Source organism: Lelliottia nimipressuralis, assembly GCF_004402045.1.
GTDB classification, from domain to species: Bacteria; Pseudomonadota; Gammaproteobacteria; order Enterobacterales; family Enterobacteriaceae; genus Enterobacter; species Enterobacter chinensis.
The window spans coordinates 84,963-108,866 of sequence record NZ_SOMG01000030.1 but is presented as its reverse complement, the minus strand read 5'-3'; the positions used below and the strand labels follow the sequence as shown (position 1 = coordinate 108,866).

General features: G+C 50.5%; 25 protein-coding genes. 13 read left to right on the top strand and 12 right to left on the bottom strand.

The genetic code is table 11. The features are described 5' to 3' along the window. Nucleotides 1–148: 148 nt before the first annotated feature. From E3U32_RS18075 to E3U32_RS18035, 9 genes are all read right to left on the bottom strand, one after another. Nucleotides 149–472, bottom strand: coding sequence for a hypothetical protein (locus E3U32_RS18075; RefSeq protein WP_134349877.1), 324 nt, complete (start codon nucleotides 470–472; stop codon nucleotides 149–151). Between the two features lie 146 nt (nucleotides 473–618). After that, entirely contained in the window at nucleotides 619–2,604 is a 1,986-nt protein-coding gene (locus E3U32_RS18070) for an ATP-binding protein (RefSeq protein WP_166790958.1), read from the bottom strand. Next, nucleotides 2,597–3,637, bottom strand: a complete 1,041-nt coding sequence (locus E3U32_RS18065) for a DNA cytosine methyltransferase (RefSeq protein WP_134349875.1) — start codon at nucleotides 3,635–3,637, stop codon at nucleotides 2,597–2,599. The genes E3U32_RS18070 and E3U32_RS18065 overlap by 8 nt, the downstream gene beginning before the upstream one ends. A gap of 470 nt (nucleotides 3,638–4,107) precedes the next feature. Next, complete coding sequence (locus E3U32_RS18060) at nucleotides 4,108–4,341, bottom strand: hypothetical protein (protein ID WP_435659349.1); 234 nt, start codon at nucleotides 4,339–4,341, stop codon at nucleotides 4,108–4,110. A gap of 195 nt (nucleotides 4,342–4,536) precedes the next feature. After that, entirely contained in the window at nucleotides 4,537–5,193 is a 657-nt protein-coding gene (locus E3U32_RS18055) for a DUF1627 domain-containing protein (protein WP_134349873.1), read from the bottom strand. Nucleotides 5,194–5,210: 17 nt separating this feature from the next. Beyond that, nucleotides 5,211–5,951, bottom strand: coding sequence for an ATP-binding protein (locus E3U32_RS18050; RefSeq protein ID WP_134349872.1), 741 nt, complete (start codon nucleotides 5,949–5,951; stop codon nucleotides 5,211–5,213). A 2-nt stretch (nucleotides 5,952–5,953) separates the two neighbouring features. Next, nucleotides 5,954–6,871 (bottom strand): helix-turn-helix domain-containing protein, encoded by a 918-nt coding sequence (locus tag E3U32_RS18045; RefSeq protein ID WP_134349871.1) that lies wholly within the window; start codon nucleotides 6,869–6,871, stop codon nucleotides 5,954–5,956. A 22-nt stretch (nucleotides 6,872–6,893) separates the two neighbouring features. Next, a complete protein-coding gene (locus E3U32_RS18040) occupies nucleotides 6,894–7,346 on the bottom strand; it encodes a toxin YdaT family protein (RefSeq protein ID WP_134349870.1) in 453 nt (150 codons plus the stop codon). Then, nucleotides 7,346–7,615, bottom strand: a complete 270-nt coding sequence (locus E3U32_RS18035) for a transcriptional regulator (protein ID WP_074135992.1) — start codon at nucleotides 7,613–7,615, stop codon at nucleotides 7,346–7,348. The genes E3U32_RS18040 and E3U32_RS18035 overlap by 1 nt, the downstream gene beginning before the upstream one ends. 72 nt (nucleotides 7,616–7,687) lie before the next feature. Between E3U32_RS18035 and E3U32_RS18030 the strand changes: the two genes are divergently transcribed. From E3U32_RS18030 to E3U32_RS17990, 9 genes are all read left to right on the top strand, one after another. Next, nucleotides 7,688–8,179 (top strand): helix-turn-helix domain-containing protein, encoded by a 492-nt coding sequence (locus E3U32_RS18030; RefSeq protein WP_134349869.1) that lies wholly within the window; start codon nucleotides 7,688–7,690, stop codon nucleotides 8,177–8,179. Nucleotides 8,180–9,044: 865 nt separating this feature from the next. Beyond that, entirely contained in the window at nucleotides 9,045–9,317 is a 273-nt protein-coding gene (locus tag E3U32_RS18025; RefSeq protein ID WP_134349868.1) for a hypothetical protein, read from the top strand. 222 nt (nucleotides 9,318–9,539) lie between these two features. Continuing rightward, entirely contained in the window at nucleotides 9,540–11,444 is a 1,905-nt protein-coding gene (locus E3U32_RS18020) for an exodeoxyribonuclease VIII (protein WP_134349867.1), read from the top strand. Beyond that, nucleotides 11,431–11,670, top strand: coding sequence for a DUF4060 family protein (locus E3U32_RS18015; RefSeq protein WP_039261940.1), 240 nt, complete (start codon nucleotides 11,431–11,433; stop codon nucleotides 11,668–11,670). The genes E3U32_RS18020 and E3U32_RS18015 overlap by 14 nt, the downstream gene beginning before the upstream one ends. A 61-nt stretch (nucleotides 11,671–11,731) precedes the next feature. Then, nucleotides 11,732–11,947, top strand: a complete 216-nt coding sequence (gene xisR, locus E3U32_RS18010; protein WP_010429804.1) for an excisionase family protein — start codon at nucleotides 11,732–11,734, stop codon at nucleotides 11,945–11,947. Next, nucleotides 11,947–13,233 carry a site-specific integrase gene (locus E3U32_RS18005; RefSeq protein WP_039261939.1) on the top strand — a complete coding sequence of 429 codons (1,287 nt, stop codon included), beginning with the start codon at nucleotides 11,947–11,949 and terminating at the stop codon, nucleotides 13,231–13,233. The genes xisR and E3U32_RS18005 overlap by 1 nt, the downstream gene beginning before the upstream one ends. Nucleotides 13,234–13,306: 73 nt before the next feature. After that, entirely contained in the window at nucleotides 13,307–13,978 is a 672-nt protein-coding gene (phoP, locus tag E3U32_RS18000; protein WP_028019015.1) for a two-component system response regulator PhoP, read from the top strand. Next, on the top strand, nucleotides 13,979–15,442 hold the full coding sequence (gene phoQ / locus E3U32_RS17995) for a two-component system sensor histidine kinase PhoQ (RefSeq protein WP_134349866.1): 1,464 nt from the start codon (nucleotides 13,979–13,981) through the stop codon (nucleotides 15,440–15,442). It begins immediately after the preceding gene. A gap of 91 nt (nucleotides 15,443–15,533) precedes the next feature. Continuing rightward, a complete protein-coding gene (locus E3U32_RS17990; RefSeq protein ID WP_134349865.1) occupies nucleotides 15,534–16,655 on the top strand; it encodes a cupin domain-containing protein in 1,122 nt (373 codons plus the stop codon). 89 nt (nucleotides 16,656–16,744) lie between these two features. Here E3U32_RS17990 and E3U32_RS17985 read toward each other — a convergent pair whose 3' ends face one another. Both E3U32_RS17985 and pepT read right to left on the bottom strand, forming a co-directional pair. Beyond that, entirely contained in the window at nucleotides 16,745–17,236 is a 492-nt protein-coding gene (locus E3U32_RS17985; protein ID WP_134349864.1) for an REP-associated tyrosine transposase, read from the bottom strand. A 96-nt stretch (nucleotides 17,237–17,332) separates the two neighbouring features. Beyond that, nucleotides 17,333–18,556, bottom strand: a complete 1,224-nt coding sequence (gene pepT, locus E3U32_RS17980; RefSeq protein WP_134349863.1) for a peptidase T — start codon at nucleotides 18,554–18,556, stop codon at nucleotides 17,333–17,335. Nucleotides 18,557–18,793: 237 nt separating this feature from the next. On the opposite strand from pepT, the gene potA reads away from it, so the two are divergent. From potA to potD, 4 genes are read left to right on the top strand one after another with little or no spacing between them, the layout of a single operon-like run. Beyond that, a complete protein-coding gene (potA, locus tag E3U32_RS17975; protein ID WP_166790977.1) occupies nucleotides 18,794–19,942 on the top strand; it encodes a spermidine/putrescine ABC transporter ATP-binding protein PotA in 1,149 nt (382 codons plus the stop codon). Then, the gene (potB, locus tag E3U32_RS17970) at nucleotides 19,926–20,783 is read left to right on the top strand and encodes a spermidine/putrescine ABC transporter permease PotB (RefSeq protein ID WP_134349861.1); all 858 of its coding nucleotides are present in this window, start codon (nucleotides 19,926–19,928) and stop codon (nucleotides 20,781–20,783) included. Before potA ends, potB begins: the two co-directional genes overlap by 17 nt. Continuing rightward, on the top strand, nucleotides 20,780–21,571 hold the full coding sequence (gene potC, locus E3U32_RS17965) for a spermidine/putrescine ABC transporter permease PotC (RefSeq protein WP_134349860.1): 792 nt from the start codon (nucleotides 20,780–20,782) through the stop codon (nucleotides 21,569–21,571). Before potB ends, potC begins: the two co-directional genes overlap by 4 nt. Continuing rightward, the gene (gene potD, locus E3U32_RS17960; RefSeq protein WP_134349859.1) at nucleotides 21,568–22,602 is read left to right on the top strand and encodes a spermidine/putrescine ABC transporter substrate-binding protein PotD; all 1,035 of its coding nucleotides are present in this window, start codon (nucleotides 21,568–21,570) and stop codon (nucleotides 22,600–22,602) included. The genes potC and potD overlap by 4 nt, the downstream gene beginning before the upstream one ends. A 47-nt stretch (nucleotides 22,603–22,649) precedes the next feature. Here the strand turns inward: potD and E3U32_RS17955 are convergent, their stop codons facing one another. After that, on the bottom strand, nucleotides 22,650–23,879 hold the full coding sequence (locus tag E3U32_RS17955) for an EAL and HDOD domain-containing protein (protein WP_134349858.1): 1,230 nt from the start codon (nucleotides 23,877–23,879) through the stop codon (nucleotides 22,650–22,652). Between the last annotated feature and the right edge of the window lie 25 nt (nucleotides 23,880–23,904).

Genomic DNA, 23,904 nt, shown 5'->3' with positions numbered 1-23,904 from the left:
CGCCGGGGTCAGCCCTTTTCTCCCTGCGCACTGAACGTTACTGAAGCAGCCCTTCTCGCGAACGCTTAATAGGTTAGATAGACCAATTAGCCGTAATTGGTCTGTGTAACCGATCTGCTTTCAAGACACAGGAATCAGATCCAGCCTTCTAAATCACAGGCCGATTGTCGGTATCTGTTACACGATTTAGTTGGTGCGTTACCACGCCCATTACGGTTGCATCGTCCAGCGCATCGCCCTCGATAGCCTCTCCATCCTGAGTGATCAGCGCTTTCCCCTGGACTTTTGCGAAGTCCAGACTGCCGCAGAACGAAATCAGGACGGTGTCACCCACTTCCGGCTTTCTGGCAACGTTTATGATCGCGTACCCGGCTGATGTTTCGATGGTTCGGCAGTTGCCGTCATAGCCGCATAAGCAGGTTATAGTGAGCTTCTGCTCTGCGTAGTCTGCTGCTGGTGATGGAAAACCCATGATAACTACCCTGATAATTAACTGTATATTTATACAGTACACTCAGGAGTAAGATTGATCAACGGCTTAACAGCACGAAATGTTAAAAAATAGGCGATTAAGGATTGAAAAAAACCCGCCGGAGCGGGTTAAATCGAGGGAGGAAATTATACAGATGTTAGAGGAGCATCTTGTGTTTCCGGTGAGGCCGTAGATAACAATTCTTGCATTCTCTGGTCTCCTGGTGCGCGAGTAGATAAATGTTCTAAAAACTCACGCCATTGCCGTTTTGCATCAGAAAGGAGGTCTTCCCATGTCAAAGTATACATTTCTTGCTCTTGCAATGTTTTGAGTTTCTTATTTAAAGTGGCGCTACGCTTAAGAAAATCATCAGCTACAAGATAGCCTGAGACCCGATTAAATGGCCCTCCAGTTGCAGATTCTAAATAGACTCTGAAGGTATTCACGTATTCTTCAAATCGATTTATATGATCTTTATCTATTTTCAAACCTGGCCTCATAAATTCTAATACCAGTAGATGCTCTCCACTAGAAAGGACCAAGTCTACTCTGCCCTTGAAATCAGGATCATGTTCAATATCAGATTCTTTAGCTGCTTCTTTAGCTATGTGTTGTACATTTCTTTCAATAGCATAAGTTTCCCATTTAGGGGCGATTAGCCATGGGTTTTTTGCAATATAATCTCTTACAGCATTTTCCAACTCTCTCGTACGAATGCGTGCCTCAAGACCACTAATAGTGTCAAGTTTCGCTTTAACAGACTCTGCTGTATGAAGAGCCTGGATAGTATTCGCTTCAATGAGTATCTCAAGCAACTTCGTTCCATCCATGTCAGGAACGGAAGCTACGTCTCTAATAAGCTCTTTTAGACGCCCACCTTCCCACGCAGTGAGAATAGAGTTACCAATATGTCTAAATTGCTCCTGACCGATTTGTTGAATAGATGCAATACGCTTTAAAGCTGTTATTACGGTTTTTTTCTCTACACCTAGTTTGTCTAGCCTGTTTCTAAAATCGTCGATCTTACTTTCAATCAATCTGGTTTTTTCATCAGCTCTTCTTTCTTTCCAGACTCTTAATAGTTCTCGAACTCGCTTCTGTCCCCACTCTTCCAACTTTGCAAGGTGATGACTACTCCAATTCAATCTTTGCCGCTCAGTAGAAATAACATCATCACTAAATTCGTCTAAATAATCAGCAATTACCGCCCCGGTCATATATTCTGGTCCATTTTGACTTGGCAACCCGCCAGTCAAGTTAAACATGAAAGGTCTTTGGGCTAGTTTTTTATGAGCGTAAATGGATATGCCTTGCAACTCATCATCCTTGATCGTTTCTTTAAGGAAGAATACACGCCATTTGATCTCAAATCCGTCAACGATTTCTTTGCCATATCCCAAACTGTCAATTTCAGTTAGAGAATCAGGTCTTTCTGAAACATCATAATCTCTTGGAAAACTATATTCTGCTTTAGAAAAAAAGTCCTCCACGGGCATGGCTTTGTTATTAATTTTAACTAAAAAATCATCGCCACCAGAATTGATTGCAAATCTCCTAGCCATAGAAGTAGCAAAAGACGACTCGCTTAATAAACGACTGATTTTCAAGGATCTAAGTGTTATTGTTGTTCCATGATTTACTTTTTCTGATTCGTCAGCTGCGGTGTGTGTAGTAACATCAATAGCCATGCTTTCAGTTTTAACGTAATCATCAGACGACCGAATTTTATTTAGATCCAAAGTAAAATTCGTCTTTTCGCCCGTTTCTCTACTCACAGTGCAAATTTCTATAACCTCAGATATTCCAAAACCAGCAAACTTGCCGATTCCTTTCCTACCCATTAGGTCTCTTTTAAACAAACTTGACTTTGCGACAGGATTATCTTTTCTTTTATCAAAGCCCACAGTAAGGAATTTTTTTTGACATTCTTCGAATGTCATTCCAACTCCGTTATCTTTTATGACAATAGTTCTGTTTTCAGTTGTTGGAAGAGTGATATCAACTTCTGTAGCATCAGCATCCCAAGCATTCGAAACCATTTCAGCTATTGCAGCTGTAGGGCTTTGATACATTTGAATACCTAAATGATCGATTATCCTGCCATGAAAATTCAGAAATAACTTATTATCCATAATTCGCCTCATTTTTAGCTATGTGTTCCTTGATAAGCTCAGCATGACGTTTAATGAACTCGGGAGGTAAAGCATTCCCAATCATTAATGCAGCTTTGTCTTTACCAAACTTAGTAGGGAAATAGTAATCCATCGGAAAAGTTTGTAGCAGGGCCGCCTCTCGCAGAGTTATTGCTCTGTCTTGTTCTGGGTGTAAAAAACGCCCTTTTGAAGGGTTAGTACATCCGCTCGTAATGGTAGGAGCTACATCATCCCACTTCATTCGACCATAAACATCACGGAAACCATCTGGATATCGTTTATGACATGGTAGCCAATATTCGTATGGAAGTTGAGAACGACTCCCCCCATCTTTAGGAATAAGACTTATGAGTTTTTTTACCTTTTCTGTTCTTTTTTCAAGGATATTATGCAGCGGGTCATTACTATTTTCAGGCTGAGTTAAATGCCCTATAGCATCGCGTACAGTTGTTAAATTACTATTTTTTTTCGCACGGGCAAGTTGACCATATCGTGATGCAAGTAACACCATACGCCTACGCCTTTGTGGGACACCAAATTTGCTGGCATCCTCAACTAGCACTGAGTTATCATCAATATGGTAACCTAACTCTTTTAGTTTAGATGTAAAGATATTTATACGCTCATCAGACGCTAATGCAGGAACGTTTTCAACCATTACCACTTTAGGTAAAAATACTTTTACAAACTCTAAAAAATTAAATATGAGTTCATTTCGTTCATCAAAGACGGCCGCAGTTTTATTTTTAGTTCTTAATGAAGAAAACCCTTGACATGGTGGACAACCTGCCAGTAAGTCCAATTGACCTTGCTGAATTTTTAATTGCGCCATTAATTCAACCGGCGATATTGCTCTTATATCTCCAGTTATTAAGTTAACATCTGGATGGTTGAAATTATAAGTTTCGGATACAATAGCTTCTTTTTCGATTGCTGAAATGACATCAAAGCCAGCCATTTTTAGCCCGACTGTCAAACCACCAGCCCCGCAAAAGAGATCAATTGCTTTCATTTTATGCTTTCCGTTCCATCGCGTATAGTAAGAATCTAACCAAGAATCATATGAACTTGGGTGACTTTTTACAATGTTTATCACGCTTGTTTCGTTGATTGGCACAGTCCAGTTCACATACCGAGGATGAAGCATCATGCCACTCATAGCCTAGAATGTTATCTAACGTCGGGTATGACTAAGACTCCCCATTTTCAGCCATCCTACAAGCATTCCAGCCAATAGCATATGACACCTAGGTACCGAGCACTCCTTGGCGCTCAGCTCAGCTGACATCTCGAAAACTTCAAGCGCATTGGCTGATGTTATGTTTTCCAGGAGCGTCACCTTCCTCGCCTCCAGCTCAGTCTGCTGTGCGATCATTCGCTTTGCCAGCCAGCATTTCTTTTAATCGCCGTAAGGATTGTCAGCAATCTCTCTCAGGCGATCGGTGCTGATATCACCGCCATCAGCACGGAAAGGTTTAACTGTCATTGGGCGGACTCCTCAAACAAAACGTCACCATCAATGCCGCCGACCTGATAAAGCACTGAACCATCTTCATGGTATTCCATCGGCGCTGCGCTCCATCCCTCCCCGTCCAGTTCGTCATCATCACCGACCAGAACAAAACCTCCTGCAACTACACGGGCTGGGTACGTTTCCCCCTCAGTCCACCAACCCTCGGTATCTTTTGTGCATTTGAGAAGTAATAATTTGCTCACTTTGCCTCCACTAACTCTTTCCATTTTTCTTGAAGCAGCTGCCGTGCCGCTGCCTCTCCATCAGGCGGGAACGAAAACCCCGCGCGGACTCCAGGGCAACCGTTAGAACAGCGGACCTCTGCCGAACCCCAGTTCATTCCCCTGCTGCGAACTCTCAGTGAAGGAGCCATGCCACATTCAGGGCATTTCGGTAAATCAGTCATTCCCCAGCCCCTCCAGCAGATGCTTATGGCGGCGCAGCTCGCGAACGGCCCCCTGCAGACGCTGCAGGTTTGCCAGCTTCGCTTTCGTGCGGCGGATTTCGGTTGAGATATAACGCGATGACGGAATAATCAGATCATCCGGACGGCTGGCGAAAGCCGGGATATCCCCAATAATTTCTTCCAGCGTTTTGCTCTCCTGAGCCGGTGCAGACTTGGCTTCCGCTGCTGCGGGCTCCTGCTGCTCTGGCTGTATTGCTGGTTCACCCGCCAGGCTCCAGGTGATGTTTTTACCGTCCACATGCCGCAGAACCAGACCGTCCTTGCACATCGCACCAAGCGATGCATTCAGGGCTCGCGAACCTTTGCCCAGCTTTTCAGCGACCTGATTTGCGCTCATAGCTCCCTGGCCCTGCATTGCTGCCAATACCCTCTCCACCAGCGGTGATGGCTGCTTGGGTCTGATACGCTTCGGCTGATGCTCCTTCGCGGTACCGATCGACCATGACCCATCGAAGAAATCGCACAACCCCTCTTCCTTCTGCTCGCGAAGCATTTTCAGTGCTTCTACGGGTTCGATATCCAGGCGGGCTGCTACATCGAGGTAGGTTGCTTTACCCATTGCTTTCAGTGCGTCGATTATTGATTCCATAATTTTCTCCTCAGAATTTACTTAACAGGTCTCAGGTGGCTAACGTTTCCGCGATAGCTCTCCCAGTCAAAGTTCACCCAAATGCCGTTATCCATGCGCAGACGGTCAATAACCCTTTCACCTAGGGTTTCTACCAGCGCGTCGTAATTCAGGTTGGTCAGAACGCCAACCGGGCGCATTGCGGCCAGGCGGCGATCGATAATCTGGTTCAACAAAACTTTCTCGCCGCGGCTGTCACGCTGAATGCCTACTTCGTCGAGCACCAGCAAATCCACTTTGCAGAGGTCATCCAGCAGCGCGGCTTCAGAACGCCCTTCGTCATAACAGGCCCTGGCGCGCAGGGTCAGGTCCGGCACGGTCACAATCAGAACCGTTCGCCCCTGTTTAAGCAGATAATTTCCGATCGCCGCTGAGAGGTGGTTTTTCCCCGTGCCGGGCTTGCCGGTGAAAACGAAGCTCGCAAAGCCGGTTCCAAAATTTTGCGCATAACTCTTTGCCATACACAGGGCATGGCGCTGTCCATCGCCTTTCACCGTGTAATTCGCGAAACTGCAGCTGCGGTGCAGGTTCTGGATACCGGATCGCCCGAAAATTTTCTCTGCTCGTGTCTGCTGGTTGAGTTTGTCCACCTCAGCCGCACGTTTCTGCTCTTCCTCACGCTGCCAGGCCATCAGTTCTGCAGCGTTCTTGAATTTGGGTTCTACGCCTTGCGGAATTACGCGGCGAAGGCGATCGAGAATGGAACCTGCGTTTTGCATGCTTACCCCCTGAATCCTGGCGGAACGGTGTTATCTGGACGGGAGATCTGATTGATATCCCGTCCACCAGCCTGGTGATGCCCTTTGCCCGGTGCCGACAGGCGGATAATCAGGTCATCCCATTTTTCGCGGAGTTTGGCCGGGCATTTCACCTGGCGAACCCAAAACGTATCGCTCTGAACGCGCTTGAACATTTCACAAATTTGCTTGTGGCTACGGCCATCAAGGGTGCGCATCAGACGAACGTCATTCGCCCAGACCGTCCAATTCGGCTCTTTCGGGCGAACGATCTCGCCGTCAAAGGTTGCGGCCTCCTCGTAGAGTTTCAGCACGCGCTTCCAAATCCATTGCGCACAGGTCAAATCTTCCTGGCTACCCCACTGGCGTTTCGCAGGGCTACAAACCACTGCTTCCGGGTGACGATTTAAAAATTCTGCTTTTGAAATCTTCCCGTCGGACTGCGAAGCATCCGGACGAGAATTATTTTCTGGTTCTTTGACTGGTTCAGAAGAGTGACTGATTCTGGGTGAATCTCCTTCACTATCCCCTGGTGAACGAGCTGCATCATCTGGTGAATTTCCTGCACCAGCCCCTGGTGAATTTGCTTCACCATCCTGGTGAATCTCCTGCACTACCCTCGCACTGGTATTTGCACCGCTCAGGGTTAGTCGGTAGAAATTGCTGCCATTGCCTTTCGGCCCCGATCTGGTCTCTTTTCGCATCAGTCCAGACTCGCAAAGCGCGGCAACATGATTCATGACGGAACGACGGCTAATCTCACACTGATCAGCGATATGCTGATAGCTCGGCCAGCATTCGCCCTGGTCACTTGCGTTATCGGCCAGCTTAAGTAGGACCAGCTTACGAAGCGGGTTTCCTACCTTGACCTTCATCGCCTGAACCATCAGTTCCATGCTCATAGAACACCTCAATACAACTGAACTAGGCTACGCTTGAACAAGTCGAAACCAGCTTCACTTTGACGCCGACCAGCTGCGCCAGCGCGTCGATAGCTTCCAGAGTTTCGCGGCGGATTACCGGTTGCGGTTTGCCAGTGATGACGGCATTGGTGGCTTCGATACACTCTTTGTTAACCCTGGCAGCCCGGTAGAGCATGCAGTCTTTCTGCTCCAGCTCGTTATCAATGGCGGTGCGGATGGCATAGCTCAGGGCTTCAGCCTGTTTCAGGTAATTGGGCGTATCGTTGCGGAATGCACGCTGAATAATCTGCTTGTTGTTATGCAAGCGCCGCGCGTACTCGTCAGGGTCCTTCACGTTATCCAATGGCTGAAGCAGATCGCCAAAGTGATGCGGGGTTATCAGCTGCGTGACTGTCTTCCAGCCCTTTTCCTGCGCCCAGGACTCCAGCTCACATGCCAGTTTTTTGATTTCCATCACTCAGACTCCCTCTGTGAACGTGGGATATCCTGAACAGGAATTCCGCTGGTAGGGGTTGGATGCAAATCCGGACGTAACTCATGCGGGGTGACAGTCCAGCCGCCAAATTCACATAGCTTTATCACTCGCTCACTTGGAACTCGGTTTCGGATAATCCAGTTTGCTACTGACTGTGAGGACTTAAAGTTGAATTTGCGGGCGACGGCCGAAACCGAACCAATCGACCTCACAGCCTTTTCCGTTATGTTCTTGTATGAAGTAGTCATCGTGTTCTCCTGAATGAGTCGATGACTGCAATATACTACATAAAGTAGATATTACAACTACGAAAAATAGAAATGACTATGAACGCGCCGTGCCTTACTCTTCTACCTATGGTAGAAAAAGCGAATAAACATCAGGATTTCGCTAACCGGCTGACCGAAGAAATGCGCAGACAGCGCCGTTCCGTAAAGGATTTAAGCCAGGCTTGCGATGTCACATACGAAATGGCTCGTCGTTATACGCTGGGCACGGCTAAGCCACGCGATGAGAAACTGCAAAAGATAGCTGACTGGCTAAATGTCCAAGCGGCATGGCTTGACTACGGCGAAGGTGAGAGCGCGCCTACTAAGCTTTCTGAAACAGAGTTTTCGGGCTTCCCCGCGACAGAACCCGACACTGACAGCGATGGGGAATTCAGGGATTTAAGCGAAGACGAAAAGCGGCTGGTTCGAGTGTATCGGCAGTTCCCAAGTGTTGAAGCCAAGAACATGCTACTGGCTTTCGAAATGCGGTACAAACAGCTATATGATTTCTTTCTGAAGTACGCCAACACTCCGCAGAAGTAAAAAAAATCCCAAAGAACCCGGCACATGCCGGGTTTTTTTACGCCTTCACCCGCTACTATAAGTAGTGCAAACCTCTTCAATTTCTACTTTCAGTGTTGACACATCTACTTTATGTTGTATTCTCTACTCATCGAAGCACAACAGGTGCGACAGGTAAACGTTCCGCCTACCCGGCGATAAGGGTGATCAGCCAAGCAAAGCAGCAAACAGGGGTTCGAGATGGAAAAAGCATACGAAGAGTATTTCAACAGTCTGGCCGAGGGTGAAGAAGCACTGAGCTTTTCCGAGTTCGTCCAGGCAGTTTCTTGAATGTGGCGTAAGCCAAAGGCTTGAAGGCGGTTTTCTCAGGTTGCGCGCTAAAGCATAGCGGGGAGAACCTGGGGCGGAGAGCAAACCCCGCGATGCAGAACTTGAAATACCTGCACAGACCAATAAGCCGCATGGCAGCGTAACTGCCCTTTACATCTGCTCTGGCGAGGTGGCGCCGCCGGACCAGGGCAGATGAATCGTCCACAACATGTAAGCGCATTCCTCTTTTCACTGGTGGGGATCGGTTTGTTAACTGGCGGAATGCGCTTCCAGTTGTGGGCAATCGAAATTGTAGATGGCTGTTAATAACCTTATAGGGGATTCATTATGACAGACTTTAATCGTCAACCATCGCGGCAACAGGCAGTCCGCCTTAACTGGTTTGAAATAAAACTTCGAAAACTTTGTTATTTGCTTGCTCAAAAAGGCAACCCTGAACTCTGAAGGTTAATAGCGTCGATAAAACGCAATAACCTAACTGTCATTTAATTATACACGATTAAAAACCATGCCTTAAACGGCAGGGGTTCTCTCAACCTAAAACAAGGTGTCTGAAATGAAATTAGAAGTAACAACCATTGAAATGGGTCTGGCAATAGTAAACAAAGAAATTGCGACATTTAATATTAACGGGATTATTTCAGGCGTGGTTCATTTGCCATCCTCTGACCCTGTTACCGTTGTGCTTGATGGTGGCTATGTGTTGGGCGAGTTTCATTGTCCAGTATGCGCTGTTAAGCACATTAGCTTGCTGTCTGTGAAGTTCGCCGAAGCACAGAACGCCTGCGGTATGTCCTATTACGATCACAAAGGCCAACTACTTAACTGATATGGATGACATCATTTGTCATTGCGCTGTTTGCTGCCGCGAATATAAAAAATCGGAAATGCACGAAAGGAAAACAGACATATATCCATTTAAGCGCACGATTTACTTATGTGAGCAATGCAATGAAAAAAGAGAGAGGCGTGACGCGTTAAAAACTGTAAAACGCGTTATTCGTAAACCATACCGCTAAACATCACCCCCCAAAAGATTTAAGAGGTAATTATGACTATTGAATTAAAAACTTTCGGCGGTGCTTATTTCCCGAAGGATAAAGCATTAAAAAAACATTCGGATTTAAAACCGCTTGCCACAGCTGTTAATGCGGCCACAAAAGCCATTGCTGAAGCCGTTATTTTCGGCAAGCTGGCAGCAGAACATCCAGAACACATTGATGATTTCTTCAAAGTAAAGATCTGGGAACACCGCGAAGGTTTGCCGTGCCCTGAGCTTGATGTGTTCTCACCTGATTTTTTCGACACTGTGGCTATCTGGAATGTGAATGCAGGTGAACCAGCTGCGGCACCACAGCCTGAATCTGAAGAAAGGACGGAATGGGAGAACAATAAGGCACAGGAAGAAATTAAAATCGTTGCGCAGCTCGACCAGGCATCCCGGGCAGCTTGTCTGGCACTGTTCGGCCCGGTCCCTGGAATCACTTCAGCGCAGTACGGCCAGATCATCGATCTGAAGAATGATGATGAACCCAGCTTTGCCCGCGAGCTGGCCGAAGCACTATCCAAAGAAACACGATCGCTGGCCCTGGCACCGGAACGGCAGGAGCAATTACTCGCCTGGGTACGTGAGAACACAAAAGAATCTGCACAGTGGCCAGACATTAAAAAGCAGATCACTAAATGGATCGATACGCCGATTGATAAGCGACCTCAGCCTGCTAGCACTAACACCGAAGAAAACCGCACGGACACTGACTCCACTCTGGGCGGAGGAAACAAGACAGACCGTAGCCCGGATCTGGCACACAACCTGTCTACGCTGAAGATAGAGGTTGCTGTTGCGATTCTGGGCATGTACGACGAGATCGATATTTACTGGATCCCGAATAGATTATTTATTCCGGCAAAAGCCATGGCCGAAGCAGAACAGGACCCCCGCTTTACTGCATGGTGGAAAAAACTGCGCGGCACCCCCGGTATACTGGATTATTCCCGGGCAGCCATCATCGCCTTGATTAAATCGGCTCCGGAAGAACTCTGGATAGATCCTGTCGCGCTGCGCGAGTACATCAATCGCGAGTTGGTTGAATTTGACCACGCGCACCCAGATCAGAAAACGGTTGATGCGGCTTGCCGCCCAAAATCCCGCGCCACCCCTGAGGTAAACGAAAATGATGAAGCCAAACCGCCTGTACCTGGCGAAACTCAGCCACCAGCAGTTTGCCCTGCCAAAGCTGCGCAGCTCGACAAAGAACTCAATGAGGCATTCGCTCAGAGCTCAGCGCCAGTGCAGCAGCCCACAGACCAGCCGAAAGTGGAGAACCTGGGCGGAGGCGTCTTTTCTGTCGATGCACTGATAAATACCTCCCCCTCAAATGAAGTCGAAAAACAGGAAGTGCCACCAGCGCTAAGTGTTCGCGAGATTGAAATCGCCCAGGCATTAAACGAGCTGATGTCCGGGCGCACAAGCATCGGTGACCAGGATGATATCGAAAATCTCATCACCACCACGGGTAAAGACATCGAGCATATTTCCCCGTTACTGATTGCAGATATCACCACGACTGAATTCTGTCTGTCGCCTGAGTTCAGTGATGAAGAAGTATATGAAGTTGCTACAACGATTCTTGAACAGTGGTCTAACGATATCAGCGTTCGTCAGAAAATTGCGCTTGATGCAATCGTGGAATACCGCCGCCCGGCACCACCAAAATCTGTCGTGCTCGATCCGCCTGCAGTTACTGCAAAGCCGGATGCCGAGCCCGAACCGGTAGCTGAGACAAACACGCCGCTTTCATCGATTACCTACCAGCAACAGCTGACCATTGCAGCGTTGCAGGGCTTATGTTCCAACCCGGCATATTGCAATCAGTATGAGGAATTACCGGCTATGGCCGCCGGGCTTGCCCGCAGCGTGATCAACCATCAGGAAGGTCCCAGTGCGTCTGATTAACCGTAGCAAGGGAGACAGCATCGGCGGGCCAGCATGCGCCGCCGCGCTCAAATGCCATTTTGAGAAATTTGGCGAGCATGGTCGCAGCGACAAACAGACGTTTTACACCATCAGGATCCAGGGGAGAAAAATTACGGTTGAGGTTGTAAACCGCCCACGTAGTTACGTGGCCACGGCAATGACCCGCGCCAGGAGCCTCCAATGTCTGCCCGGGCTTGGTCGGTGATTTTTGACAATCAAATTACTATCTGCCGCTGCGGTATCGTGGCGGCGTCATGGAGTTAAGCATGGCGCAAATCATTTTTGATGAAGAGTGGATGGTGGCGGGAAAGCTCACTGAGAAAACGGGGCTCGATGACAGGCAAATAAAAGCTTATCGCCTCGGATGCTGGATTGAAGGAGTTCATTTTAAGCGAGTACCCGCGGTACCCGGTGGAGAAAGCAAACGCGCTTTGGTCTGGTACAACTTTCCGCTGATTAATAGATTTATTCAGGAAGCATGATGAACTTTCCAACCGGCGTTGAACTTCATAACGGAAAAATCAGGATCACATTTACCTATCGCGGCATTCGCTGCCGCGAAGTTCTCCGTGGCTGGGTAGTTAACAGCAGCAATATCAAGAAAGCGGGAAACCTTCGCGCCGTCATCGTGAGTGAGATCCAGTTCGGCCAGTTCGACTACGCGGCGCGCTTCCCTGAATCGAAGGCTCTTAAAAAATTCTCATCAACAAAGCGGATCACGACATTTAAAGAACTGAGCGATTTTTTCATTGATACAAAGGCACTGGAGGTGTCGGGGGCTACGCTGCATTCACTCACATCTGCAGTTAACACACTGAAACGTGTTGTGGGAGAAAATACTCCCCTGGCTGATATTCAGCACGCCGATATCCTGAACTATCGCAAAGAGCTGCTGACTGGCAGCGTATTAAACCCTTCAATGCCTAACCTGGTTAAAAAGGGACGCGCGCCCTCAACAGTCAATAAACAGATGGCGGTTTTATCAGAAATGCTGAAGCTTGCGAATCGAAGTCAGTTTATATTACACGCTCCTTATGAGGGCGTATCCCGGCTCAAGCTATCTAAGGCAGACCCCGATCCGCTTCTACTTCATGAGTACCAGGCACTGATTGCCGCCCTTCCCCGAAAGCTGGCTTTGATCATCATTGTAGCCGTCCACACGGGAATGAGGCCCGGCGAGATTTGTGCTCTGGCGTGGGAGGATATCGATCTGAGAAAAGGTGAGATTCACGTATCAAGGAGCCTGACGAACAAGCGGGTGTTTGTGCCGCCAAAAACAGATGCTGGCATCAGAACGATCACGCTGCTTAAGCCTGCTCATGATGCGCTGCTCGAGCAGTTCGAAATCACCGGCAATAATCCAAGACAGCAGATCATTTTCCATCACCGGGAAATCGGCAAAACCGAGCCACAAAATCTGCGATTTGTGTTTTCTCCTGAAAAGAAATCGGAAGTGAATGAGAGCTTTTTTTCCAAAAACTCAATTTCTTATGGATGGAAACGGGGCACTAAACTTTCGGGAATACGTGAGAGAAATCCTTATCAGTCCCGACACACATTCGCATGCTGGACACTTATGGCCGGTGCTAACCCTTCCTTTATCGCCAGCCAGATGGGCCATGAGGATGCGCGAATGGTGTATGAGGTTTATTCGAAGTGGATCGGCGATATGAACCAGGATCAGGTCAACATGCTGAACAATCAGATGCCAACAGCTTTGCCCCCAAGACGCCCCCAAGGGATTGGAAGTATTAAAAAAGTCATTTAATTTCATAACGCTGGTTCCAAACTCCATAATCAGCGTTAAACTATTCATACTATTAATTCTGGGAGAAAAGATGATGCGCGTACTGGTTGTTGAGGATAACGCATTGCTACGCCATCACCTGAAGGTTCAGCTTCAGGAGATGGGACATCAGGTGGACGATGCTGAAGATGCAAAAGAAGCCGATTATTATCTCAATGAACATCTGCCGGATATCGCCATTGTCGATTTAGGGTTGCCTGATGAAGATGGCCTGTCGTTAATTCGTCGCTGGCGCAGCCATGATGTTTCCCTGCCGGTTCTCGTTCTGACCGCACGTGAAGGCTGGCAGGATAAGGTCGAAGTGCTCAGCGCGGGTGCAGATGATTACGTCACCAAGCCGTTTCATATTGAAGAAGTGGCGGCGCGCATGCAGGCGCTGTTACGCCGCAACAGCGGGCTGGCTTCACAGGTTATTTCCATCCCGCCTTTCCAGGTTGATCTCTCCCGCCGGGAGTTAGCAATCAATGATGAAGTGATCAAGCTCACCGCCTTCGAATACACCATCATGGAAACGCTGATCCGTAACAATGGCAAGGTGGTGAGCAAAGATTCCTTAATGCTCCAGCTCTACCCTGACGCCGAACTGCGCGAGAGCCATACCATTGATGTGCTGATGGGACGTTTGCGTAAAAAAATTCAGGCGCAGTATCCACAGGATGTGATTACCACCGTCCGTGGCCAGGGCTACCTGTTCGAATTACGCTAAATGAGACGGATTTTGCGCCATATTTTGCCCCTGTCGCTGCGGGTGCGTTTTTTACTGGCAACGGCCGCCGTGGTACTGGTGCTGTCGCTCTCCTACGGCATGGTCGCTCTGGTGGGCTACAGCGTCAGTTTTGATAAAACCACCTTTCGACTGTTGCGTGGCGAAAGCAATTTGTTTTATACCCTGGCGAAGTGGGAAAACAACAGAATCACCGTCGAAATGCCGGAAAACCTCAACCAGCAGAGCCCCACGCTGGCCCTGATTTATGACGAAAAGGGTAAGTTACTTTGGGCCCAGCGTGAAATCCCGTGGCTGGTCAAAAGCATTCGTCCGGAATGGCTCAAAACCAATGGGTTTCATGAAATTGAAGCGGATCTCAACACCACCAGCTCGCTGATCCGTGAAGATCGCTCCCTGCAGCAAAAGCTGAACGAGATCCGCACTGATGATGCCGAAACGGAAATGACGCACTCCGTTGCGATTAACCTCTATCCGGCGACGCTGAACATGCCGCAGCTGACCATCGTGGTGATCGACACCATTCCGGTCGAACTGAAGCGTTCTTATATGGTCTGGAGCTGGTTCATTTACGTTCTGGCTGCGAATCTGCTGCTGGTGATCCCACTGCTGTGGGTCGCGGCGTGGTGGAGCTTACGCCCCATTGAATCACTGGCGAAAGAGGTTCGGGAGCTGGAGGAACATCATCGTGAGAAGCTTAATCCGGAAACTACTCGTGAACTCACCAGCCTGGTGCGCAACCTCAACCGGCTGCTGAAAAGTGAACGCGAACGCTATGATAAATACCGTACTACCCTTACCGACCTTACTCACAGCCTGAAAACCCCGCTGGCCGTCATGCAGAGCACCCTGCGTTCAATGCGCAGCGCAAAGCTGAGCGTCGATGATGCCGAGCCGGTGATGCTGGAACAGATCAGCCGTATTTCACAGCAAATTGGCTATTATCTGCACCGCGCCAGTATGCGTTCAGGAAGCGCGCTGCTAAGCCGTGAACTGCATCCGGTGGCACCGATTCTGGATAACCTCACGTCCGCCCTCAACAAGGTGTATCAGCGTAAAGGGGTGAATATCAGCCTCGATATCTCGCCTGAGATAAGCTTTGTAGGTGAAAAAAATGATTTCATGGAGGTGATGGGTAACCTGCTGGATAACGCCTGCAAATACTGCCTGGAGTTCGTAGAAGTGTCTGCACGCCAGACGGATACCGAACTGCATATTATCGTTGAGGATGATGGCCCGGGGATCCCACGCAATAAACGTGATGTAGTGTTCGATCGTGGTCAACGCGCCGATACGTTGCGTCCCGGTCAGGGCGTTGGATTAGCCGTCGCCCGGGAGGTTGTCGACCAGTACGACGGAAAAATCGAAACCAGCGAAAGTTTGCTGGGCGGCGCCAGAATGGAGGTTATTTTTGGTCGTCAGCAGCCCACATCGAACGATAGTTAACCCGTTATGTGAAAAATGCGAGGATCTCGCAGCCGGGGGGCTGAGCTTCCGTTATAATCCGAGTCAGTAAGAGCCTGCGGAATAAAAAAATATGGATTATCACTTAACACTCAACTGGCCCGAGTTTATTGAACGTTACTGGCAAAAGCGCCCGGTGGTTCTGAAACGCGGGTTCAGCAATTTTGTCGACCCTATCTCGCCTGACGAACTGGCCGGTCTGGCCATGGAAAACGAAGTCGACAGCCGTCTGGTCAGCCACCAGGACGGCAAATGGCAGGTCAGCCACGGTCCTTTCGAAAGCTACGATCACCTCGGTGAAAACAACTGGTCGCTGCTGGTGCAGGCGGTTAACCACTGGCACGAGCCAACTGCCGCCTTAATGCGCCCGTTCCGCGCACTGCCCGACTGGCGAATGGACGATCTGATGATCTCCTTCTCCGTGCCGGGTGGCGGCGTGGGCCCGCATCTGGACCAGTACGACGTGTTTATCATTCAGGGTACGGGCCGCCGCCGCTGGCGCGTGGGCGAGAAAGTGCCAATGAAACAGCACTGCCCGCATCCGGACCTGCTTCAGGTTGATCCCTTTGAAGGAATTATCGATGAAGAGCTGGAGCCGGGCGATATTCTCTACATTCCGCCGGGATTCCCTCACGAAGGTTACTCCCTGGAAAATTCGCTAAACTACTCCGTTGGGTTCCGCGCGCCAAGCGGCCGCGAGATGATCAGCGGATTTGCCGACTATGTTCTGCAGCGCGAGCTGGGCAGCTATCGTTACAGCGATCCGGACGTGCCTGCGCGCGAGCATCCGGCCGATATCCTGCCCGCAGAGCTGGATAAGCTGCGCGGCATGATGCTGGATCTGATCAACGAACCGGAACATTTCCGACAGTGGTTTGGTGAGTTTATCAGCCAGTCGCGTCATGAGCTGGACGTTGCACCGCCAGAGCCGCCTTATCAGGCCGACGAGATCTATGATGCCCTTCAGCAGGGCGATAAGCTGGTGCGTCTGGGCGGGTTGCGCGTGCTGCGTATTGGTGAGGAGGTGTTCGTCAACGGCGAGAAACTGGATTCCCCGCACCGTCCGGCGCTGGAAGCGATTGCCAGCCATCTGACGTTGACTGCCGAAACCTTTGGCGATGCGCTGGAGGATCCGTCCTTCCTCGCAATGCTGGCCGCGCTGGTCAATAGCGGGTACTGGTTCTTTGAGGACTGAGTCGCTTTAATGCCCGGTGGCGCTTCGCTTACCGGGCCTACGTTCACTGGTTTTGTAAGCCGGGTAAGGCGAAGCCGCCACCCGGCTTTTTACTTCCGCTCACCCGCCGCAAAATCCTCGATCTCTCCGGCCCAATCCACCGGATACAATTCTTCCCGTACGTCCCGATGGAATGTCGAAAACGGCCAGTCGCTGACCTTACTGACATAGCCATGTTTCACCGGATTGATGTAAATGTAATCCACATGCCGACGGTAGTCCTCTTCATTACGGACGGTGTGCTCCCAGAAGCGTGGCTGCCATATATGGCGCATGTCGATGTTGCGGCTAAATGTCTTTTTGATGTCCCGCCAGCGGGCGGAAAAATCACTGTCTCCTTCCGGTAAGGTCCAGATACAGTGCATATGCTCAGGAAGGATAACCCAGGCGTTTATTGTAAAAGGCTTTGCACGTTTAACTGCGGCAGTCGCGGCACGGAGGCTATCGATATGACGGGTGAGCAAATCGCTCTGACGGTTTTGCAGGTTAACGGTAAAAAACCAGGTGCCGCCGGGAGCGTAGTGGCGACGATAGTTTGACATGGGCGCTCCTTGCCTTAATGCCGGGTGGCGGCTGCGCCTTACCCGGCCTACATTCCGATCGTAGGCCCGGTAAGCGAAGCGCCACCGGGCAATGTCTTACCGCGTCGCAGTTAACTCCGCAATCCGCACAATCACCTTCACCGCTTTCTCCATCCCTTCCAGCGTCACGAACTCATGTTTACCATGGTAGTTATATCCCCCGGTAAACAGGTTCGGGCACGGTAACCCCATGAATGAAAGCTGCGAGCCGTCGGTACCACCGCGAATCGGTTTTAATACCGGTTCAATGTCGCAGTCGCGCATGGCCTGCTGGGCGATATCAAGAATATGCGGATGGGCCATCACCTTCTCACGCATATTGTAATAGCTGTCTTCGATGATCAGCTCAATATAGCAATCAGGATGTAAGCCTTTGCCCACCTTCTTCGCAATTTCCATCATCTTGCGCTTGCGCGCCTCAAAGGCTTTTCGGTCGAAATCGCGGATGATGTAGTGCATCTGCGCGCTGTCCACGGTGCCTTTGATGCTGGTCAGGTGATAGAAACCTTCATACCCTTCGGTCTGTTCAGGGCTCTCTTCCACCGGGACTTCCGCGTGAATTCGCGACGCCAGTGACAGCGCATTCACCATGACGCCTTTAGCCGAACCGGGGTGAACGTTGTTGCCGACAATTTTGATCGTGACGGATGCGGCATTGAAATTTTCATACTCCAGCTCACCGACACCGCCGCCGTCGACGGTATAGGCCCACTGCGCGTTGAAGGCTTCCACGTCGAAGTGCTTCGCGCCCTTGCCGACCTCTTCGTCCGGCGTGAAGGCCACGCGGATATCCCCATGTGGGATATTTTTGCCCTTCAGCACCGCCAGCGCCGTCATGATCTCCGCGATGCCCGCCTTGTCATCCGCGCCCAGCAGCGTTTTACCGTCGGTGGTAATCAGCGTCTGGCCCAGCAGCTGGTGCAGAACCGGGAACATGACGGGAGAGAGCACTTCGTCGCCAATGCCCAGCGCAATGTCACCACCGCGGTAGTTTTCAACAATCTGCGGGTTCACATGTTTCCCGCTAAAATCCGGAGAGGTGTCGACATGGGAGATAAAGCCAATCGCGGGAATGTCACCCTGGACATTCGCCGGCAGCGTTCCCATCACAGTGCCTTTCTCGCTTAACGTGACGTTGACCAGCCCCATGGCGTCAAGCTGCTCTTTAAGCAGGTTTAATAGCTTCCACTGGCCTTCGGTGCTCGGCACCTGGCGAACACCCGGCTTAGATTGGGTATCCAGCGAAACGTACTGTAAAAAACGCTCAAGTAATTTATCCATGCAGTCACCCTCACTTTTTGTGACAACATTATCAATAAGCATCAAAACGCAAATATTGCGTCAGGTCACTTTTATCCCGCAAACGAGAATATTTTCCGTTTATATCGTTATACGTAAGTAAATGTAGCTTATGAATCAGTGACAAGGATTGGCGATCGCAGGGGATTGCCGTAGAATGTCCGCCCTCATTACGAGTCACCAAGGTGGTTACACACAAACCCCGCTTCAGTCTGCTGCCTGAGGCGTCTATATGGGACAGCGCAAAAATTGAATACACAATCCCGTTCACTTTCGCCGCTGGTGAAACTGGAACGAATTCGTAAAAGTTTTGATGGTAAAGACGTCATTTCCGACCTCAATCTCACCATCAATGACGGTGAGTTTCTTACGCTGCTTGGCCCCTCTGGCTGCGGCAAAACAACCGTACTGCGCCTTATCGCCGGGCTGGAAAACGTCGATAACGGCCATATCCATCTTGAAAACCAGGACATCACGCGGGTTCCCGCCGAAGATCGCCACGTCAATACCGTCTTTCAGAGCTATGCCCTGTTCCCGCACATGACCGTGTTTGAGAACGTGGCGTTTGGCCTGCGGATGCAAAAAACTCCGGCGAATGAGATCGAACCGCGCGTCACCGAAGCCCTGCGTATGGTGCAGCTTGAGACGTTTGCCCAGCGTAAACCCCATCAGCTTTCCGGCGGCCAGCAGCAGCGCGTGGCCATCGCCCGCGCCGTCGTCAACAAGCCACGCCTGCTCCTGCTGGATGAATCCCTCTCGGCGCTGGATTACAAACTGCGCAAGCAGATGCAGAACGAGCTCAAGGCCCTGCAGCGCAAGCTCGGCATTACCTTTGTCTTCGTCACGCACGATCAGGAAGAAGCTCTGACTATGTCCGACCGCATCGTGGTGATGCGCGACGGCAAAATCGAGCAGGACGGCACGCCGCGTGAAATTTACGAAGAGCCGAAGAACCTGTTTGTGGCCAGCTTCATTGGTGAGATCAATCTCTTCAACGCCACGGTGATTGAACGTCTGGATGACCAGCGCGTGCGGGCTAACGTTGAAGGCCGCGAGTGCAATATCACGGTGAATTTCCCCGTCGAAACGGGACAAAAGCTCAACGTTCTGCTGCGCCCGGAAGATCTGCGCGTCGACGAAATTCACGGCAACACCGAGGCCGAAGGACTTATCGGCTATATCCGCGAGCGCAACTACAAAGGGATGACGCTGGAATCCGTCGTTGAACTGGAGAACGGCAAAATGGTAATGGTCAGCGAGTTCTTTAATGAGGACGACCCTGACTTCGACCACTCTCTCGACCAGAAAATGGTTATCAACTGGGTAGAAAGCTGGGAGGTTGTGCTGGCTGATGAAGAACACAAGTAAGTTCCAGAATGTGGTGATTGCCACTATCGTCGGTTGGCTTGTGCTCTTTGTCTTTTTACCCAACCTGATGATTATCGCCACCAGCTTCCTGACCCGCGACGATACAAACTTCGTTAAGCTGGTCTTTACGCTGGACAACTACGCGCGCCTGCTCGATCCGCTCTATTTTGACGTGCTGCTGCACTCGCTCAATATGGCGCTGATTGCCACCGTTGCCTGCCTGGTGCTGGGCTACCCGTTCGCGTGGTTTCTGGCGAAACTGCCGCAGAAGGTGCGCCCGCTGCTGCTGTTTTTACTGATTGTGCCGTTCTGGACCAACTCGTTAATTCGCATCTACGGGCTGAAAATTTTCCTCAGCACCAAAGGCTATCTCAACGCGTTTCTGCTGTGGCTGGGGGTGATTGATACCCCGATACGCATCATGTTTACCCCGAGCGCGGTGATTGTGGGTCTGGTCTATATCCTGCTGCCGTTTATGGTGATGCCGCTCTACTCCAGTATTGAGAAGCTGGATAAACCGCTGCTGGAAGCGGCAAAAGATTTGGGCGCCAGCAAGCTCCAGACGTTTATTCGCATTATCATCCCGCTGACCATGCCCGGCATCATCGCGGGTTGTCTGCTGGTGATGCTCCCGGCGATGGGCCTGTTCTACGTATCTGACCTGATGGGCGGAGCGAAAAACCTGCTGATTGGGAATGTGATCAAGAGTCAGTTCCTCAACATTCGCGACTGGCCGTTCGGTTCCGCGACCAGCATTACGCTGACGGTGGTAATGGGGCTGATGCTGCTGGTCTACTGGCGCGCTTCACGGCTGCTGAATAAGAAGGTGGAACTCGAATGATCGGTCGACTGCTTCGCGGCGGTTTTATGACCGCCATTTACGCTTACCTTTATATCCCGATTATCATTTTGATCGTTAACTCGTTTAACAGCTCGCGCTTTGGCATCAGCTGGCAAGGTTTTACCACCAACTGGTACAGCCTGCTGATGAACAATGACAGCCTCCTGCAGGCCGCGCAGCACTCGCTGACGATGGCGATTTTTTCCGCCACCTTCGCCACGCTGATTGGTTCGCTCACTGCCGTCGCGCTGTATCGCTATCGCTTTCGCGGCAAACCGTTCGTCAGCGGCATGCTGTTTGTGGTGATGATGTCACCGGACATCGTGATGGCCATTTCGCTACTGGTGCTGTTTATGCTGCTGGGCGTGCAGCTTGGCTTCTGGTCACTGCTGTTCTCCCATATCACCTTCTGCCTGCCGTTTGTGGTGGTGACGGTCTTTGCGCGCCTGAAAGGGTTCGACGTGCGCATGCTGGAGGCGGCGAAAGATTTGGGTGCCAGCGAGATGACCATCCTGCGCAAAATCATCCTGCCGCTGGCGATGCCCGCCGTCGCGGCGGGATGGCTGCTCAGCTTCACGTTGTCGATGGATGACGTGGTGGTCTCCTCTTTCGTGACCGGGCCGAGCTACGAAATTCTGCCACTGAAGATCTATTCGATGGTAAAAGTCGGCGTCTCGCCTGAGGTGAACGCGCTGGCGACCATTCTGCTGGTGTTCTCGCTGGTGCTGGTCATTGCCAGCCAGCTTATTGCTCGTGATAAAACAAAATCTCAGGGGACAATGAAATGAAAAAAATGCTCGCCGCTGCGGCACTGGTGCTTGGAATGGGTGCCGCGCACGCTGATGACAGCAAAACGCTCTACTTCTACAACTGGACCGAGTATGTGCCGCCGGGCCTGCTGGAACAGTTCACGAAGGAGACGGGTATCAAGGTTATCTACTCGACCTACGAGTCGAATGAAACCATGTACGCCAAGCTGAAAACGTACAAAGACGGCGCGTACGATCTGGTCGTGCCTTCCACCTATTTTGTCGACAAAATGCGCAAAGAGGGGATGATTCAGAAGATCGATAAAACGAAGCTAACCAATTTTTCAAATCTCGATCCGGAGATGCTTAACAAACCGTTCGATCCCAATAACGACTACTCCATTCCATATATCTGGGGCGCGACCGCGATTGGCGTCAACGGCGATGCCCTCGATCCTAAAACGGTCACCAGCTGGGCCGACCTGTGGAAACCGGAATACAAAGGGAGCCTGTTGTTAACCGACGATGCGCGCGAAGTGTTCCAGGTCGCGCTGCGTAAACTGGGCTACTCAGGCAACACGACGGACCCAAAAGAGATTGAAGCGGCGTATAACGAGCTGAAAAAGCTGATGCCTAACGTGGCGGCATTCAACTCTGACAACCCGGCAAACCCGTATATGGAAGGCGAAGTGAATCTGGGGATGGTGTGGAACGGCTCCGCGTATGTTGCCCGCCAGGCCGGTACGCCGCTTGAGGTGGTCTGGCCGAAGGAAGGCGGGATCTTCTGGATGGATAGCCTCGCTATCCCTGCCAATGCGAAAAACGTGGATGGCGCGATGAAGTTGATTAACTTCCTGCTGCGCCCGGACGTGGCGAAACAGGTTGCTGAGACGATTGGCTACCCGACGCCAAACCTGGCTGCGCGCAAGCTGCTGAAGCCTGAAGTGGCGAACGATAAATCGCTTTATCCGGATGCCAAAACCATCAGTAAAGGTGAATGGCAGAACGACGTCGGCGACGCCAGCCGCCTCTACGAAGAGTATTACCAGAAATTAAAAGCGGGCCGATAAACCGTATCGCGCTCTTCCTCACGCCGCCTGTTTGGCGTGAGGAAGGATTAACTGACCGCATTCTCCCCAGCCCAGATCGTTGCCCTTCTCATCGCCTCGACCACGTCCTCATCGGACAGACCCAGCGCCTGACGGATCCCGGTCGCCTCATCCCACTGCTGCTGTTCATAGTAGCGGCAAAGATTAATGATATCGGCTAACCGCCCCTCCTGATGGCACAGCGCGTTGCTCACATTCTGCGGCACCGCAATTTGCTTCATCAGCTCTGCCATCGGCAGCTCAAGCAGGGTATCGAGCAGTGAAAACAGGCCGCACATGAACGCATTTTCAGCCAGCGCCGGTTCCTTCATCGTCTCAGCAATCAGCTCGCAGAACTTACCGCGCATCATACTCAACGGGTAAAGCTCGCTGACGGTGTCATTGCCCGCGCTTGCCAGGACCACAACGGCAACAAACCGTCTCAGCTGGTTTTCACCAAGGTATCTGAGCACTTCACTCAGGGTTAACTTGCTGAAATTACAGGCACCGATATGTTTAAATGCGGTGTGCTTCATGTAACGCATGATTTTCCAGGACAGCGTCAGGTCGGTTTTTATCAACGACTCGATGATCCGAAAATCAGGTTTATTGCGCCCAACTTCCATTTGCAGACGGAAAATCGCCAGCTGATTTTGCGACAACCGTTTATATTTAATGACCTCCGGACGGCAGAAAAAATAGCCCTGAAACAAAGAAAAACCTTCTTTCCGGTATTGTTCGAATTCCTCTTTAGTCTCAATTTTTTCAGCGAGATATTTAATATGCCCGGTCAGATTTTTACGCTCACTTAGATACTCTTTAATTTGCGCTAAGGTATAATTTCTGACATCGAATTTCAGTATCGAAATATAAGGTAAAAAAGCATCCCATTCCGGTGCAAGGGTGAAATCATCAAGCGCAAACTGATAGCCGTGCGCATTCATCTCCCTAACGGCCTGCAGTAGCTCTGCCCCCGGCACAGCATCTTCAAGGATCTCAATGACCACGCTCTCTTTATCGAGCGCTTCACCACTGCGGTCGATGACCATTCTTGAAGGGAAATTAATAAACGACGTATGTGCCCCGGCGATGCGCTGGGACGGCACACATAAAAACTGGTCTGATATCATTCTGGATGTGGCGTATTCCGCCGACACATCCGGAAAGCGGTTTGTCATCCCATCTCTGAAGAGCAGCTCGTAGGCTACCGTATTCATCTCAGGGTTAAAAATGGGTTGCCTCGCGATAAATCCGTACATATCCCATCCTCCTCTACAACTTTAT

Bases quoted from the DNA above. Each gene is read 5' to 3' on its own strand.
- E3U32_RS18075 (WP_134349877.1), bottom strand. From the start codon at position 472: ATGGGTTTTCCATCACCAGCAGCAGACTACGCAGAGCAGAAGCTCACT.
- E3U32_RS18070 (WP_166790958.1), bottom strand. From the start codon at position 2,604: ATGGATAATAAGTTATTTCTGAATTTTCATGGCAGGATAATCGATCAT.
- E3U32_RS18065 (WP_134349875.1), bottom strand. From the start codon at position 3,637: ATGAAAGCAATTGATCTCTTTTGCGGGGCTGGTGGTTTGACAGTCGGG.
- E3U32_RS18055 (WP_134349873.1), bottom strand. From the start codon at position 5,193: ATGGAATCAATAATCGACGCACTGAAAGCAATGGGTAAAGCAACCTAC.
- E3U32_RS18050 (WP_134349872.1), bottom strand. From the start codon at position 5,951: ATGCAAAACGCAGGTTCCATTCTCGATCGCCTTCGCCGCGTAATTCCG.
- E3U32_RS18045 (WP_134349871.1), bottom strand. From the start codon at position 6,871: ATGAGCATGGAACTGATGGTTCAGGCGATGAAGGTCAAGGTAGGAAAC.
- E3U32_RS18040 (WP_134349870.1), bottom strand. From the start codon at position 7,346: ATGGAAATCAAAAAACTGGCATGTGAGCTGGAGTCCTGGGCGCAGGAA.
- E3U32_RS18035 (WP_074135992.1), bottom strand. From the start codon at position 7,615: ATGACTACTTCATACAAGAACATAACGGAAAAGGCTGTGAGGTCGATT.
- E3U32_RS18030 (WP_134349869.1), top strand. From the start codon at position 7,688: ATGACTATGAACGCGCCGTGCCTTACTCTTCTACCTATGGTAGAAAAA.
- E3U32_RS18025 (WP_134349868.1), top strand. From the start codon at position 9,045: ATGAAATTAGAAGTAACAACCATTGAAATGGGTCTGGCAATAGTAAAC.
- E3U32_RS18020 (WP_134349867.1), top strand. From the start codon at position 9,540: ATGACTATTGAATTAAAAACTTTCGGCGGTGCTTATTTCCCGAAGGAT.
- xisR (WP_010429804.1), top strand. From the start codon at position 11,732: ATGGCGCAAATCATTTTTGATGAAGAGTGGATGGTGGCGGGAAAGCTC.
- E3U32_RS18005 (WP_039261939.1), top strand. From the start codon at position 11,947: ATGAACTTTCCAACCGGCGTTGAACTTCATAACGGAAAAATCAGGATC.
- phoP (WP_028019015.1), top strand. From the start codon at position 13,307: ATGCGCGTACTGGTTGTTGAGGATAACGCATTGCTACGCCATCACCTG.
- phoQ (WP_134349866.1), top strand. From the start codon at position 13,979: ATGAGACGGATTTTGCGCCATATTTTGCCCCTGTCGCTGCGGGTGCGT.
- E3U32_RS17990 (WP_134349865.1), top strand. From the start codon at position 15,534: ATGGATTATCACTTAACACTCAACTGGCCCGAGTTTATTGAACGTTAC.
- E3U32_RS17985 (WP_134349864.1), bottom strand. From the start codon at position 17,236: ATGTCAAACTATCGTCGCCACTACGCTCCCGGCGGCACCTGGTTTTTT.
- pepT (WP_134349863.1), bottom strand. From the start codon at position 18,556: ATGGATAAATTACTTGAGCGTTTTTTACAGTACGTTTCGCTGGATACC.
- potB (WP_134349861.1), top strand. From the start codon at position 19,926: ATGAAGAACACAAGTAAGTTCCAGAATGTGGTGATTGCCACTATCGTC.
- potC (WP_134349860.1), top strand. From the start codon at position 20,780: ATGATCGGTCGACTGCTTCGCGGCGGTTTTATGACCGCCATTTACGCT.
- potD (WP_134349859.1), top strand. From the start codon at position 21,568: ATGAAAAAAATGCTCGCCGCTGCGGCACTGGTGCTTGGAATGGGTGCC.
- E3U32_RS17955 (WP_134349858.1), bottom strand. From the start codon at position 23,879: ATGTACGGATTTATCGCGAGGCAACCCATTTTTAACCCTGAGATGAAT.